At 71.9% G+C, this 14,667-nt stretch carries 14 protein-coding genes; 9 read left to right on the top strand and 5 right to left on the bottom strand.

Annotated elements, in window-relative coordinates:
* The first annotated feature begins 72 nt into the window (after positions 1 to 72).
* From ACFUN8_RS00960 to ACFUN8_RS00945, 4 genes are all read left to right on the top strand, one after another.
* Positions 73 to 684: an NADPH-dependent FMN reductase gene (locus tag ACFUN8_RS00960; RefSeq protein ID WP_383629746.1), complete on the top strand. Its 612-nt coding sequence runs from the start codon at positions 73 to 75 to the stop codon at positions 682 to 684.
* Positions 685 to 817: 133 nt separating this feature from the next.
* A complete protein-coding gene (locus tag ACFUN8_RS00955) occupies positions 818 to 1,846 on the top strand; it encodes an ATP-binding cassette domain-containing protein (protein WP_383629744.1) in 1,029 nt (342 codons plus the stop codon).
* Positions 1,843 to 2,703, top strand: a complete 861-nt coding sequence (locus ACFUN8_RS00950) for an ABC transporter permease (protein WP_383629742.1) — start codon at positions 1,843 to 1,845, stop codon at positions 2,701 to 2,703. The genes ACFUN8_RS00955 and ACFUN8_RS00950 overlap by 4 nt, the downstream gene beginning before the upstream one ends.
* A gap of 114 nt (positions 2,704 to 2,817) precedes the next feature.
* Positions 2,818 to 3,918, top strand: a complete 1,101-nt coding sequence (locus ACFUN8_RS00945; protein ID WP_383629740.1) for a MerR family transcriptional regulator — start codon at positions 2,818 to 2,820, stop codon at positions 3,916 to 3,918.
* Between the two features lie 80 nt (positions 3,919 to 3,998).
* Here ACFUN8_RS00945 and ACFUN8_RS00940 read toward each other — a convergent pair whose 3' ends face one another.
* Positions 3,999 to 4,955, bottom strand: coding sequence for a LysR family transcriptional regulator (locus tag ACFUN8_RS00940; RefSeq protein WP_383629738.1), 957 nt, complete (start codon positions 4,953 to 4,955; stop codon positions 3,999 to 4,001).
* Positions 4,956 to 5,027: 72 nt separating this feature from the next.
* Between ACFUN8_RS00940 and ACFUN8_RS00935 the strand changes: the two genes are divergently transcribed.
* Complete coding sequence (locus ACFUN8_RS00935; protein WP_383629736.1) at positions 5,028 to 5,996, top strand: 4-hydroxy-tetrahydrodipicolinate synthase family protein; 969 nt, start codon at positions 5,028 to 5,030, stop codon at positions 5,994 to 5,996.
* Here ACFUN8_RS00935 and ACFUN8_RS00930 read toward each other — a convergent pair.
* From ACFUN8_RS00930 to ACFUN8_RS00920, 3 genes are all read right to left on the bottom strand, one after another.
* Positions 5,980 to 9,306, bottom strand: coding sequence for an AAA family ATPase (locus ACFUN8_RS00930; protein WP_383629734.1), 3,327 nt, complete (start codon positions 9,304 to 9,306; stop codon positions 5,980 to 5,982). The genes ACFUN8_RS00935 and ACFUN8_RS00930 overlap by 17 nt on opposite strands.
* A gap of 242 nt (positions 9,307 to 9,548) precedes the next feature.
* Positions 9,549 to 9,866 (bottom strand): SCP2 sterol-binding domain-containing protein, encoded by a 318-nt coding sequence (locus ACFUN8_RS00925; RefSeq protein ID WP_383629732.1) that lies wholly within the window; start codon positions 9,864 to 9,866, stop codon positions 9,549 to 9,551.
* A gap of 148 nt (positions 9,867 to 10,014) precedes the next feature.
* On the bottom strand, positions 10,015 to 10,551 hold the full coding sequence (locus ACFUN8_RS00920; RefSeq protein ID WP_383629730.1) for a winged helix-turn-helix transcriptional regulator: 537 nt from the start codon (positions 10,549 to 10,551) through the stop codon (positions 10,015 to 10,017).
* An 86-nt stretch (positions 10,552 to 10,637) separates the two neighbouring features.
* On the opposite strand from ACFUN8_RS00920, the gene ACFUN8_RS00915 reads away from it, so the two are divergent.
* Both ACFUN8_RS00915 and ACFUN8_RS00910 read left to right on the top strand, forming a co-directional pair.
* The gene (locus ACFUN8_RS00915; protein ID WP_383629728.1) at positions 10,638 to 11,414 is read left to right on the top strand and encodes an SDR family oxidoreductase; all 777 of its coding nucleotides are present in this window, start codon (positions 10,638 to 10,640) and stop codon (positions 11,412 to 11,414) included.
* A 52-nt stretch (positions 11,415 to 11,466) separates the two neighbouring features.
* A complete protein-coding gene (locus ACFUN8_RS00910) occupies positions 11,467 to 11,820 on the top strand; it encodes a nuclear transport factor 2 family protein (protein WP_383629726.1) in 354 nt (117 codons plus the stop codon).
* Positions 11,821 to 11,839: 19 nt separating this feature from the next.
* Here ACFUN8_RS00910 and ACFUN8_RS00905 read toward each other — a convergent pair whose 3' ends face one another.
* A complete protein-coding gene (locus ACFUN8_RS00905; RefSeq protein WP_383629724.1) occupies positions 11,840 to 12,265 on the bottom strand; it encodes a universal stress protein in 426 nt (141 codons plus the stop codon).
* 186 nt (positions 12,266 to 12,451) lie between these two features.
* Between ACFUN8_RS00905 and ACFUN8_RS00900 the strand changes: the two genes are divergently transcribed.
* Together ACFUN8_RS00900 and ACFUN8_RS00895 are read left to right on the top strand one after the other, a co-directional pair.
* Positions 12,452 to 13,573, top strand: a complete 1,122-nt coding sequence (locus ACFUN8_RS00900; protein ID WP_383629722.1) for a GNAT family N-acetyltransferase — start codon at positions 12,452 to 12,454, stop codon at positions 13,571 to 13,573.
* A gap of 59 nt (positions 13,574 to 13,632) precedes the next feature.
* Complete coding sequence (locus ACFUN8_RS00895; protein ID WP_383629720.1) at positions 13,633 to 14,592, top strand: GNAT family N-acetyltransferase; 960 nt, start codon at positions 13,633 to 13,635, stop codon at positions 14,590 to 14,592.
* Positions 14,593 to 14,667 lie beyond the last annotated feature (75 nt).

Raw genomic sequence — 14,667 nt, 5'->3', positions numbered from 1 at the left:
CGCCAGATCTGATCTGGCGGGCGCGCGGTCCTGTCTGGCGCCTGAGGGGTGAGGGGGAAGGAGGCGGCCCACATGCGGCAGTACGGCGAAGGGGAGCGGGACGGCGGCGACGCGCTGCCGCTGCGCGTCGCGGTCATCATCGGCAGCACCCGCGAGGGCCGCCTCGGTGACGCGATCGGGCGGTGGTTCGTCGAGCGGGCGGCCAAGCGGGACGACCTGGCGGTGTCGGTCGTCGATCTGGCCGACTTCGACTTCCCCGCGCGCTACCCCGACCAGGTCACGGAGCCGATGGCGGACTTCACGGCCGAGGTCGACCGCGCGGAGGCGTTCGTGGTGGTGACCCCTGAGTACAACCGCTCGTTCCCCGCCTCCCTCAAGCAGGCCGTCGACTTCGCGTACGACGAGTGGCGGACCAAACCGGTCGCGTTCGTCAGCTACGGCCACGGATCGGGCGGGCTGTACGCGGTGGAGGCGCTGCGCCCGGTCTTCACGGAGCTGCACACGGTCACCCTCCGCAACGGGGTGTCGATCAACCTCTACGACTGCGGCGGCGACGACGTGCTCGACGCCGACGCGGTGACGAAGGAGCAGCGGGACCGCGAGGCGGGCGTGCTGCTCGATCAGCTCGGCTGGTGGGGCCTGGCCCTCCGCGAGGCGCGGGCGGCGCGCCCGTACATCTGCTGAGCGGCCCGGCTGATGAGTTCTCGGCGCCCACGGAGTCATAAGGAAAAACCCCGCACACCACGAAGAACGACGAACAACGAAGAACGACGCAGAACGATGCAGAACGACAGCGCAGTAACGACAAGGACTGATGATGAGTAAAGATCTCGCGATCGAGACCACAGGGCTGGTGAAAGTCTTCGGCTCCAACCGCGCCGTGGACGGAGTCGATCTCGCCGTGCCGACGGGCACGGTCTACGGAGTGCTGGGTCCGAACGGCGCGGGCAAGACCACCGTCGTACGGATGCTCGCGACGCTGCTCCGCCCGGACGGCGGCGAGGCCCGGATCTTCGGCAAGGACGTGGTGAAGGACGCCGAGTCGGTCCGCAGCCGGGTCGCGCTGACCGGGCAGTACGCGTCGGTGGACGAGGACCTGACCGGTTCGGAGAATCTGGTGCTGCTCGGCAGGCTGCTCGGGCACACCAAGCCCGACGCCCGCGACCGTGCGGGGCAGTTGCTGGACGCGTTCGGTCTCACCGAGGCGGCGGGCCGGCAGGTCAAGAACTACTCGGGCGGTATGCGGCGCCGTATCGACATCGCCGCCTCCATCCTCAACACCCCGGACCTGCTCTTCCTCGACGAGCCGACGACCGGCCTCGACCCGCGCAGCCGCAACCAGGTGTGGGACATCGTGCGGGCCGTGGTCTCGCAGGGGACGACGGTGCTGCTGACGACCCAGTATCTGGACGAGGCCGACCAACTGGCCTCCCGTATCGCCGTGATCGACCACGGCAAGGTGATCGCCGAGGGCACGAAGGGCGACCTGAAGGCGTCCGTCGGCTCCGGTGCCGTGCATCTGCGGCTGCGCGACGCGGCCCAACGGCCGCACGCCGAGCGGGTGCTGGCCGTCGCGCTGAGCGCGGAGATCGTGCTGGACGCGGACCCGCTCGCGCTGACCGCCACCATCGGCGGGGGCGGCAGCGACCAGGGCGCGGCCGAGCAGGCGGGGCGGGCGCTCGCCGAGCTGGCGCGTGAGGGGATCGTCGTGGACAACTTCTCCCTCGGCCAGCCCAGCCTGGACGAGGTCTTCCTCGCCCTCACCGACAAGAAGAAGCCGCAGTCGCCGCCGTCCGGACAGCCGTCCGAGACCACCACCGATGTGACGGAAGGGGCGGCGGCATGACCACCGTAGCCACGAAGACCCAGGACCTCGACGACCTCGAACTCGCCACGCCCACGGCGGACGATCTCGCCCGCCTCCTGGTGAACAAGGAACGGCCACCGAGGCCCAGCGCGCTCTCCGCGTCGCTGACGTTCGGCTGGCGGGCGATGCTGAAGATCAAGCATGTGCCCGAGCAGCTTTTCGACGTGACCGTCTTCCCGATCATGATGGTGCTGATGTACGCGTATCTCTTCGGCGGTGCGCTGGCGGGGTCGGTCTCCGAGTACATCCAGTTCCTGCTGCCCGGTGTCATGGTGATGAGCGTCGTGATGATCACGATGTACACGGGCGTCGCGGTCAACACCGATATCGCCAAGGGCGTCTTCGACCGTTTCCGTACGCTCCCGATCTGGCGCCCGGCCCCGATGGTCGGCTATCTCCTCGGTGACATGATCCGCTATGTGATCGCCGCGATCGTGATCCTCGGCGTGGGTCTGGCCATCGGATACCGCCCCGACGGCGGTGTGCTGGGCATCGGGGCGGGAGTGCTGCTGCTGCTCATCTTCTCGTTCGCGTTCTCGTGGATCTGGACGATGTTCGGGCTGATGCTGCGCACCGAGAAGTCGGTGATGGGCGTCAGCATGATGGTGATCATGCCGCTGACCTTCCTGAGCAACGTCTTCGTCGACCCGAAGACGATGCCGGGCTGGCTCCAGGCGTTCGTCAACAACAGCCCCGTCTCCGAACTGTCCAGCGCGGTACGTGAGTTGATGGCGGGCAACTGGCCGGCCCACGACATCGCGGTGACGCTCGGCTGGTCGGTCGGCCTGATGGTCGTCTTCGGTACGTGGACGATGCGGCTCTACAACCGCAAGTGAACGGGTGCGTCCGACCGCCGCTGCTCGGGTGTTGACTCTTCCCGAAGGGCAAGCCCCAGCATCGGCCGTGCCGGGCGACGCGCCCGGTACGAGAAGAGGGACGGCGGTGACGGCATGGCGGGCGAGGGTGAGTTCACCATCGGCGCGTTCGCCCGCGCCTCCCGGCTGTCGCCGAAGGCGCTGCGCCTCTACGCCGAGCTGGGGCTGCTGACACCGGCTCGCGTGGACGGGTCGACCGGCTACCGGTACTACGCCGAGGCGCAGTTGGAGCGGGCCCGGCTGGTGGCGTGGCTACGGCGCGTCGGGATGCCGCTGGCCCGGATCGGTGAGGTCTGCGCTCTGTACGAGACGGATCCGCCGGCCGCCGGCCTGGACATCAGGGCGTACTGGGCGCGGGTGGAGACGGAGACCGCCGCGCGCCGGGACCTGGTGACATTCCTCGTCGACCAGTTGTCGGGAAATCCGGCAGGGAAGGACGTCGAAGCGATGTCTGACATGAGGATGCTCTACGCGGCGGGGTCGGACCGAGGGCTGGTCCGGCCGGTCAACCAGGACACGGCGTACGCCGGTTCACGGCTGTTGGCGGTGGCGGACGGGTTCGGGGACGACGGGGCACGGGCGAGCGGGGCGGCGGTCGACGCACTGGCGGCTCTGGAGGAGTCGGTCCGGGGTGCGGATGTGCTCAACGGTCTTGCGGACGCGGTGGATCGGGTGAACCGGTCGGGGGTCGGGGCAGCCGGGTCCGGTGGCTCCGGTGGCTCCGGTGGCTCCGGGACCACGCTCACGGCGATGCTGTGGACCGGATCCCGGCTGGCGCTGGTGCACGTCGGTGACACCCGCGCGTATCTGCTGCGCGGTGGTGAGGTCTCCCGGATCACGCACGATCACACCCTGGTCCAGTCGCTGATCGACGCGGGCGGCCTCACCGCCGACGAGGCGGCGTCGCACCCCCAACGGGCGCTGCTGCTCCGCGCCCTGGACGGCAGCGAGGACCATGCCCGGCCTGATCTGCGGCTGCACGACGTGGAGCCGGGCGACCGCTATCTGCTCTGCTCCGACGGCCTGTTCACGGTCGTACGCCCGGAGGGCATCCGACATGTCCTCAGTACGGCGGGGGAGCCGGAGGACGCCGTGCGCGAGCTGATCGCACTGGCCCTCGCGGCGGGCGGACCGGACAACGTGGCCTGCGCGGTGGCCGACGCCGTCACGGTCTGACCCGCCACGGTCTGACCCGTCACGGTCTGAGGGCTCCGACTCCAGCTCCAGCTCGACTCCGGCTCCGGGCCGCAGCCGGGTCAGGTCGGCTCGGTGGCGAGTTCCGTGGGCAGCGCTTCGCGCAGTGCGGCGATGCACGCCTCGACGGCCGGGTGGGCCGCCGAGCCGCCGCGGAACGCGACCTCGCTCCGCCGTCGCAGGGGGAGCGGGGTCAGCACCACCCCGTCGGGTGGGTTCTGCGCGCTGAGGTCGGGGACCACGGCGACGCCCGCGCCCGCCGCGACCAGACCGAGCGCGGTGTCGTAGTCGTCCACGCGGTGCCACGAATCGACGTGGAAGCCGCTCGCCTCGCACAGCCGCGTCACGCTGGTATGGCAGAGGGTGCCGGGCGTGGGCAGGATCCAGGGGGCGTGGCGCCACCTGCGTACGGGATCGTCGTCCGGTGCCGGTGCCGGTGCCGGTGCCGGGCGTGGAGCCGTGGCCGGGTCCGTGGCCGGGTCCGTGGGGGTGGCCAGGTGCATGCGTTCGGTGAACACCGGTCGGCTCTGGATTCCGGGCTCGACGGGCCTCGGGTGGCCGTCGCCGGAGTCGTAGTAGTGCGTGAGGGCCAGGTCCAGTTGGCCGGCGCGCAGGGCGTCCGGCGCGTCGGCGGGGTCGACCTCCCAGACCCAGGGCTCCAGCCTCGGATACGCCCGGCGCAGGGAGACGAGCAGGCCGGACGCCAGGGCGCGGGCGGCGGACGGGTAGATGCCCAGGCGGAGCGGACCGGCCACTTCCCTGCCCTCCGCCAGCTCCGTCCGGGCCGTCTCCAGGCGCTCCAGGATGACCTCGGCGTGGCGCACCAGATTCGCGCCCGCCGGGGTCAGCGCCACACGGCGGCCACTGCGTGCCAGGAGGGGTACGCCCGCGTTGCGTTCCAGGAGCGACAGCTGCTGGGAGACGGCGGACGGGCTGTACGACAGGGCCTCGGCCACCGCGGCGATGGTGCCCCGGTGGGCCAGCTCCCGCAGGAGGCGCAACTGGTGCAGGTTGAGCATCGGCTCAGCTTACGAGCGGCGTCGGGTTTTCCCGCTGGACCGGAGTGGTCGGGCGGGAAGAGGATCCGGACCATGACGAGCGACAGAGCGACGGCCGGAGCGGCGGCGCGGGCGGCGGCCGGGATTTCGACGACCGGCGGTGTTCCCGCGAGCGGGGTGTACGTCCCGTTGATCACGCCCTTCGACGGCGCCGGCGAGGTCGCCGTCGACGCGCTGGAGGCGCTGGCCCATGAACTGCTCGACGCGGGCGTCACCGGTCTCGTCGCGCTCGGGACCACCGCCGAGGTGGCGACCCTGAGCGCGGCGGAGAAGGACGCCGTCGTCACCGTGCTCGCCCGCGTCTGCCGGGAGCGCGGCGCGCCCCTGGTGGTCGGTGCCGGGAACAACGACACCGCCGCCAGCCGGGACGCCCTCGCCGCCCTCGGGAAGGTGCCGGAGGTCACGGCGGTGCTGACGCTCGTGCCGTACTTCACCCGGCCGTCCGAGGCGGGCGTCGTGGCCCACTTCACCGAACTGGCCGCCAACAGCCCCGTGCCGCTGGTGATTTACCACATTCCCTACCGCACCGGTCAGGAGCTGGGCGCGGACACGCTGCGACGGCTCGGCGCGCTGCCGGGCGTCGTGGGCGTGAAGTACGCGACCGGTGGAATCAGCGCGGCCACGGTGGAGCTGTTCGCCGAACTGCCGCCGGGCTTCGCCGTGTTCGCCGGGGACGACACCTTCTTCTCGCCGCTGCTGGCGATGGGCGCGCACGGCGGCATCCTGGCGTCCGCGCACCTGGCGACCGGCCGGTTCGTGGAGCTGGCCGAAGCCTGGTCGGCCGGTGACGTCGCCCGCGCCCGGGACCTCGGGAACCGGCTCGGCGCTCTGTCGGCCGCCGCCTTCGCCGAACCGAATCCCGTGGTGACCAAGGGGGTGCTGCACGCTCAGGGACGTATCCCCACGGCGTCCGTACGGCTGCCGCTGCTGCCCGCCGCGTCGGCGTCGGTGGACGCGACGCTGCGGCTGCTGGCCGGGCCGGGGGTCACAGCCGCCAGTTGAGCCGGCCGGATCGGCCGGGTCGGCCGGGTCCACCCGATCGGCCGGAGCCATCGGGTCCGCCGGACTCGTGGTCGTCGTGCGCGAGTTCCGGACGGTACGCGCAGGTCGAGCCCGTGGTCACCGACTTCCGCAGATACGCGGCCAGTTCGGGGTGGCGCGCGTCCAGCTTGCGCAGGGTGTCGCGGATCCGGGCCGTGACCGTCTTACGCGCCCGCTCCGCCTCGTCGCCCAGCCGCCGGGTGCGCCCGCCGAGACCGGCGGCGGTGCGCAGCTCGTCCAGGAGGGCCTGCCGCTCCCTGTCGTACGCGGCGGCGCGCGTGTCGTCGCCCCGCTCCCCCGCACGGTCTATCTCCAGGTCCAGTTGGTCGAGCCGTCGTCGGTACTCCGCCTTGGCCCGCTCGTCCAGCACCGGGTCGCCGCCCATGGCGTGTGCGGCGACGGCCGTCTCGCCGCCGTCGGGGGCGAGCAGCCGGACGGCGGGGACGTCGGTGCCCGGGTGCGAGAGCAGCGTGTGCAGATCGCGCAGCCCCTTGGCGTCGGGCACATGGACGGCCCGCCCGTCGAAGGCCAGTGCCCACACGGCCCCGTCCCGTCTGAACTCCGGCCCGGGCGGCGCCGGTTCCACCCCGGCGTCCGGCAGGGCGTCCGGCAGGGCGGGCGCGCCGGGCTCGTCGGTCACCCCCGGCCCCTGCTTCTCCAGATGCCCCAGCCCCAGCGTCAGCCCCATCGCCTTCGCCGCCCGCGAAGCCTCCGCGCGCAGGGCCGCCTCCGCGGCGGCGTCCCCGTCCCCGCCGCGCGCCCGCAGCGCGTCCGCCAACCCCAGGCCCGCGCGCAGCGACCACGGTCTCGCCTGGAGACGGTCGGCGGAGTCGCGCGCCGACGTGAACGCCGCCACCGCCGCGTCCCAACGTCCTTCCGCCGCGGCCAGCATGCCGAGCCAGAGGTCGACAGGTCCGCTGACGTCGCAGCCGTACAGCGCGACGAGCCATCGGCCGCTGTGCGCGCCGAGCGCGTCCCGGGCCTCGGCGATCAGCGCGGGGTCGCCGGTGACGGCGGCGGTGTGCGCCAGGAAGCGGAACCACAGCGGCGCGAAGATCCGTGAGACCGGCTCCGGCCGGCCCGCCACCTCCCGCAGCAGCCGCAGCGCCCGCGCCGTGTCGCCGCGCTCGATCGCGGTGATCCCGTCGAGCAGCACCGGGAGCGGGTAGTCCACGCCTTCGAGGGTGCGCGTGACGGCGTCGGCCTGCTCGAAGCGACCCCGGATCATATGCAGGGACCAGCGCAGATGGGAGGCCAGATAGTCGTACGGCGTCTGTTCGCGCGCTGCTTCGATGGTGTCGGCGTACCACTTCTCGGCCTGCTCGAAGTCGCCGGTGAGCCCGGCGACGATGCCCAGGTCGACGGTCTTGCCCAGCTCGTACCGGCGCTTGCCCGTCCGCTCGGCCACTCCCGTGTACGTACGCAACTGGCTCAGGTAGCGCGGATCGCCCAGCTCCAGCAGCGTCACCCAGCGCATCGCCGCCGCGTGCACCTCCATGTCCAGATTCTGGGTGCGGCGGGCGACGGCCGACATCTCGGCGGTGAGAGCGAGCCGTTCGTCGGACGTCCCGAGGCCCCAGATGGTGTCGTGCCGTGCCCAGAGGGAGAAGGCGAGCGCCTCGTCGTCGTCCTCCTGGCGGGCGAGGTCGGTGACGCGGACGGCGAGGTCCTGCGCCATGCGCTCCCTCGCCCTGCCGCCGGTCCCGTCCCCCTCGGTCCCGTCCCTCTCGGCCCCGTCCTCTCCGCCGTCGCCGATCAGTGCCCGGTACGCCTCATGCAGCAGGTCACCCGCCTGCGGGCCCTGGCCGGGGATGTCCTGCTGCTGGTGGAGCGTGAGCGCGACACGGGCCAGCAGCGCGGGATCGCCCAACTCCCGCGCGGGTGTCACCGCGCGGTCGAAATACCGTTGGGCCTCCTCCTCCATGCCCTGATGCCGCAGCTCGCCCGCGAGGTCGAGCGCGATGACGACGGCGCGGCGCGGATCGCCCTCGCCGGCGGTCTCGGCGACCTCCAGGGCGCGCCGGTAGTGGCCGACGGCCTCTTCGGCGGCGAGCCTGCTCGACGCGTCCCGCGCCGCCGCGAGCAGCAGATCGATGCGGTGGGCGCGGTCCACGGTGTCACCGGCGAGATGGGCGTGCCGGGCCAGCTCGGCGGGGAAGATCCTCTCGCCCAGTGCCGGGGCGGTGTCCAGGGCCCGTACGACCGCGCCGTGCAACCGGCCCGCATCCGCCTCCTCCAGCGAGTCGTAGAGGGTCTCGCGGACGAGATCGTGGGCGAACGCGAATCTGCCGCCGCCGCGCGTCACCACGAGTCTGGCCGAAACTGCTCGGTCCAGCAGCCGGTCCACGTGCGGCACGGGCGCCGATGTCGCGGCGGCGAGGACCTGCCGGTGGAACTCCCTGCCCAGCACACTCGCGATGATCAGCAGGTCGCCGACCGGCTTCGGCAGCATCGACAGCCGCCGCCGCACGGCCTCGCGCACGCCGGGGGCGATCGCGCTGACCGGGCTGCCGCCGTGCCAGAGCCGGGCGGTCTGCTCGACGAAGAACGGATTGCCGCCCGTACGACGGTGCACCTCGTCCACCAGGGCGGGCTCCGGCTCCAGCCCGGTGGTCAGTGTGAGGAGCGCGCCCACGTCGTCCCTGTCCAGCCCGGTCAGCGTGACGGCCGTGGTGGCGCGGGCGACGAGCGGAAGCATGAGCTGTTGGAGCGGGTGGCCGGGCGCTTCCACCTCCACGTCGCGGTACGTCCCGATGAGCAGCAGTCGCTCGAACCAGGCGTGCTGGGCGGCGAATTCGAGGAGTTTGAGCGACGCGGTGTCCGCCCAGTGCAGATCGTCCACGACGACGACGACCGGCCGTCGCTGGGAGATGGTGACGAGCGCGGTCGTCACCGCGTCGTACACGGAGAAGGCGTCCTTGGCGTCCTTGGCCTCGTCGTCCCCCGCGGCCTCGCCGAGCAGCACCCCCAGCCGCCCGCCCGCCGCCTGCTCGGCCTTCGCCCACTCCTCCTCGTCGAGCCCGCGCCGCATCCCGCGCACGACCTGCACCCACGGCCAGTAACCCGGCGCGCTGCCCTCCCAGCAGGAGCCGCCGAGCACCAACGCCCCGCGCTGCCGGGCCTCCTGGGCGGCGGCGGTGACGAGCGTGGTCTTGCCGATGCCCGCCTCGCCCGCGATCAGCACGAGACCCCCGTGGCTGTCCGTCGCCCGGCCGATCTCCGCGCGGAGGACGCCTGCGGGGTGGTCACGCCCGATCAGTGCAGGGGTCATGACCAAAACCATAGAAGGCACCACTGACAATCGGCATACCAAATCTTTGCCGACGGCCTGACCAGGTCACTCTCCGCTACGGGGCAATTTCCGAACCTGGTCGCGGCTCGAAGCGCCCGACCGACGGGGCGGCGGACGGGGCAGCGGAGCGGGCGGTGGACGCGGGTGGGGCCGCGGTCGCAGAAGCGGCCGCGGGCCCACTCGGTTCAGGCAGATCAGGCAGATCGGCCGGTTCAGCCGGTTCAGGCCGGGAACAGCACGCTCAGCTTCTGGGCGAGCACCGGGTCGCCGTCTATGCGGAGCTTGCCGCTCGCGAACTCCTTCGCCCCGTCGGTGGTTCCGGACTGGATGGCCTTGAGGGTCTCCGCGTCCAGCACGAGGGTGCTGTTGGCGTCCGGGTTCGCCCCCTCTTGCAGGGCGCAGGTCCCGTCCTTCACGGTCAGCGCGAACTGCTTGCCCTCGTCGGTGACGTCGAAGCCGAAGACGAGGTCCAGGCCGGCGGCTGCCGCCGGGTCGAACCGCGCGGCCAGAGCCTTCAGGGTGGTGTCGGAGGTGCTCAAGGGTTTCTCCATCTTTCAGTGTTGCGTGGTCGGGTCCATTGAACCCCCGGGGCGGACCACCTGAAGCGGCTTCGCGATGAATTTATACAGAATCCGTCAAGACTGGCCATTAATCGCGGTAGCTGCGCCAACTCCTTTTATCTCGGCCCTACTTGACGGCCCCCTGGCGGGGGTCGCGCCGCACGCCCGGCCCGGCCCCGCCGTACCGCGCCAGCATCCCGCCGCTCGCCGCCGGACCGGCCGTGAAGACGTACGCCTCGCTGTCGTCCAGCCGGTCCCCGGTCGCCGCGTCGACCACCACCGGCTCGACCTCCTCGCCCGTCGCCGCGTCGACCAGGACCATGGTCCGGTCCTCGGCCGCCAGCCGTGAGTTGCCCCATGCCGCGAGGGCGACGAGCACCGGGCGCAGCGAGCGGCCGAGGTCCGTGAGGACGTACTCGTAGCGCGTCGGCCCCTGCTGGTACGGGCGCCGCTCCAACAGCCCATCGGCGACGAGGGTCTTCAGACGGGTGGTGAGCATGCTGGAGGAGATGCCGAGGCTCTCCTGGAACTGGTCGAAGCGCGTGTAGCCGTCGAACGCGTCATGAAGGATCAGCAGCGTCCACCACTCGCCCACCTGCCGCACGGTCGTGGACAGCGGACACGTCCGGTCCTCCAGCCGCATCCGGTTCGCTCGCGCCGCCATGTGTCCCGCCCCATCCGCTCGTCCAGTTACTGCTAAAGTCGAAGTTACTCACTTCTATTTTAGCACCGAGGGAGGGCGGGACAGGCATGGACGAGTCGCTGGAAGGCAGGCGTGCGCTGGTCACCGGCGGTACGAAGGGGGCGGGGGCCGCCATCGCCGCGCGGCTCGCGCGGGCCGGTGCCACCGTGCTGGTGACCGCGCGCAGCCGTCCTGAAGAGGTCGAGCCGCAGACGTTCGTCGGCGCCGACCTCACCACTCCCGAGGGCGCCCGTACGGTCGTCTCCGAAGTGCTCGACCGGGTCGGCGGGATCGACATCCTGGTCAGCAACCTCGGCGGCTCCAACGGGTCGCCCGGCGGCTACGCCGCGATGGACGACGCCGCGTGGGACGCCGAACTCAACACCAACCTGCTGGCGGCCGTACGGCTGGACCGCGGCCTGCTGCCGGGCATGATCGAAGCCGGCAAGGGTGCGATCGTGCACGTCACCTCGATCCAGCACCGGATGCCGCTGTACGACGCGACGCTGGGCTACGCGGCGGCCAAGGCGGCGCTCGCGACGTACAGCAAGGGCCTCGCCAACGAGGTCGCCCCGCACGGCGTCCGCGTCAACACCGTCTCGCCCGGCTTCATCAGGACCACGGCGGCGCAGGCGCTCGTCGACCGCATCGCGGCGGGCGCGGGCATCGCGACCGACGCCGCGCTCCAACGGCTCATGGACTCACTCGGCGGGATCCCGCTGGGCCGGCCGGCGGAGCCCGAGGAGGTCGCCGAGCTGGTCGCCTTCCTCGTCTCGGACCGCGCGGCGTCCATCGTCGGCGCCGAGCACGTCATCGACGGCGGGACGCTGCCGACGGCGAGCTGAACCGCCCCACCCGCCCCACCCGCCTCACCACCCATCGCAAGGAGCGAACACCATGGCCGCCACTCCCGTCCCCGCCCTCCCCGTCCTTCCCGACGTCGTCACCCGCTATCTGGCCGCGCACGACGCCCGTGACGCCGGTGCCGCCCTCGTGACCATGCACGAGGACGCCACCGTCACGGACGACGGATCGACCTACGCGGGTGCCGCGGCGATCGGGCGGTGGCTCGGTACGGCGGCGAGCGAGTACACGTACACGACCCAACTCCTCGCCGCCGAGCGCGAGGACGACGCGCACTACGCCGTCACCAACCGCCTGGAGGGGAACTTCCCCGGCGGCCGCGTCGACCTCCGGTTCCGGTTCACGCTGCGCGACGGTCTGATCGAGGACCTGACCATCGCGCCGTAACCCCGGCACGGTGTGCGGCTCACTCGCCGCGGACGACGACCACCGGCACGGTGGCGTGCTGGGTGACATGGAGGCTGACGGAGCCGAGCAGCGCCGCCTTGAACCCGCTGTAGCCGCGGTCGCCGACCACCAGCAGTACGGCGCCTTCGGCGCGGTCGAGCAGCGCCTGGGCGGCATGCCCGCCGACGACCTGCCGGTCGACGGCCGCCGCGCCCTCCTTACCGAGGGCGGACTCCAGCGTCTCGTCCAGGATCTGACCCGCCAACTCCTCCGGGTCGAGCTCCGGCGGAATGCCGGGAGCCATCGTCGCCCACGCGCTCGCCGGGTACTCCCAGCCGATCGCGGCCTCCACCGTGTCTCCGGTGAGCGCCGCCTGCCGTACGGCCCAGTGCAGCGCCTTCACCGAGGAAGCCGATCCGTCGACTCCCACCACGATCCTGCCCATGACATACCTCCGTTGTGCTCGGTCGTTCTTTCAGCCGCGGTGCGTCACAGGGATCCGCCCGTGCTCGCTCGACCACCGATTGTTGAAGCTTCTACCAGCCCCTGCCTGCGGCGATAACCGCTGGCGGCACGCGGCTATTCCGGCGTACGGTCCACGCGCCCCGGCCCCCTTCTTCAGGAGACGTGCGTGTCCGACCTGATCACCGACCGTCTCGTCCTGCGCTCCTGGCCCCCCGCCGAGGTCTCCGCCGTCGTCGGTGGCAGCCGGCTGCCGCACTGGGCGGAGGACTTCCCCGCCGAGGGCGACAGCGTCATCGCGGGCTTCATCGCCGGCCGGTCGGACGCCCTCGGCCCGTACGGCCAGCGTCAGATCGTCGAGCGCGCGACCGGCCTGGTCGTCGGGGCCGTCGGCCTCTTCCCTCCTACGGAGGGCACGATCGAGTTCGGCTACGGGATCGTCCCCTCCCGCCGGGGCAGGGGTTACGCCTCCGAGGCCGCCCGCGCCATAGCCGCGTTCGCCCTGACCGCGCCGGGCATCCACACGGTGCGCGCGAACGTGGAACTGTCGAATCCGGCCTCGGCCCGCGTGCTGGAGAAGGCCGGGCTCAGCCGGGTGGGTGACGACGGCGGGACGGCACGGTTCCAACGGAGGAGGGGAGACATGGCGGACGACAACGGGCAGACACCCATGACCGACGAGGAGATCGAGGCGGCCAGTCTCGGCGCGGCCCAACAGGTCAACGGGCAGGTCACGTTGGGCGAGTACGACCCGCGCTGGCCGGCGGTCTACGAGCGCGAGGCCCGGCTGATCGACGCCCAGTTCGACACGGACTTCTGCGCGCGGATCGGCACCGCGGGCGCGGCGGGGCTCGGCGCGTCCACGCGGCCCCGCCTCGAACACGTCGGTTCCACCTCGGTGCCCGGCCTGCCCGCGAAGCCCGTCGTCGACATGCTGCTGATCGTCGCCGACCCCGGCGACGAGGCGAGTTACGTCCCCGCCCTGGAATCCGTCGGCTACACCGTCGCCGTCCGGGAGCCCGACTGGTACGAGCACCGCGTGCTCAGGAAGCAGGACCTCGACCCCTCGGCGTCCTCGGCCAACTTGCACGTACTGCCCGCCGGCTGCCCCGAGGTCGACCGCATGCTGCGCTTCCGGGACCGGCTGCGTACGCATCCCGGCGACCGTGAGCTGTACGCGGAGACGAAGCGGGGGCTGGCGCGACAGGAGTGGAAGTACCTGCAGAACTACGCCGACGCGAAGACCGAGGTGGTCGAGCGGATCCTGGAGCGGGCCCGCCCGGCTCGCTAGGACCTGTCTTCACGAAATCGGTTCGACGGCTTCGCGCGGTCCTGGCACCGTGACGCGGCATGACGAACTTCGAGCCATTGACCGCCGCCGACGTGCAGCTCATGCAGGGTCTGGCGCAGCGTGTCACCGCCACCCGACCCGACCTGGTGAACAGCGACGCGGCGTTCGGCGAGCTGGCCTGGAACTGGGGCAAGGGGCACGCCGGCGACGGCGCGAGCTGGACGCGCCGGCTCTGGTTCGCCGGCGGGGATCTGGTGGCGTGGGGCTGGGCCCATCTCCCGCACCAGGTGCGGCGGAGCGACGGGTCGGTGAAGGACGTCACCGGCGCCTGTCTCGCGTATCAGGTCCACCCCGACCACGCGGGGCTGCTCGACGAGGTGATCGACTGGTACGACGCCACGGCGCCGGGCATCGAGCGCACGGTGACGGCGAGCGCCGCCGACGAGTTCGCCCTGAAGCGGTGGGCGGCGCACGGCTACGAGACCGACCCGGACTCGCTCGGCGACGACGGGTCCTGGACCCAGCTGAACGAGCGGGACCTCACCGACCTGGAACAGCCCCTCCTGCCGGACGGATTCCGCTTCCGCACCGCCGACGAGGCCGGACCGGAGGCCGCGGTCCAGGCCCATCTGGACGCCTGGCCTCCCTCGTCGTACACGGCCGAGAGTTACGAGGGCGTACGGCGGACCGCGGGGTACCGCGGCGACCTGCACGTCCTGGTGGAGGCGCCCGACGGGACGATGGCCTCCTCGACGATCATGTGGCTCGACGAGGCGAACAGGACCGCCGAGTTCGAGCCGGTCGGGACGCATCCGGACTACCGGCGCCTGGGGCTGGCCAGGGCGATGCTGCTGCACGGGATGCGTCTGGCGCGGGCGGCCGGGGCCACACACATGACGGTGGCGTGCCTGGGCGCGCCGGGGCACCCCCAGGCGCGCGGGCTGTACTACGGCGTCGGATTCCGGCAGTTGTCGCGGGACGTACCGCTCATCAAGACCAGTGCTCAGGCCGAGTCATGATCTGAACAGGCGTCCTGAACCTAGAAGATCGGCCGCGCCGAGCGCGTCGCCGCGCTGGTGGCGGCGATCGGGCAG

The organism is Streptomyces sp. NPDC057307, assembly GCF_042667665.1.
GTDB lineage: Bacteria > Actinomycetota > Actinomycetes > Streptomycetales > Streptomycetaceae > Streptomyces.
Note: the sequence above shows the minus strand (reverse complement) of the source record. Positions and strands in the feature narration are given on the sequence as shown.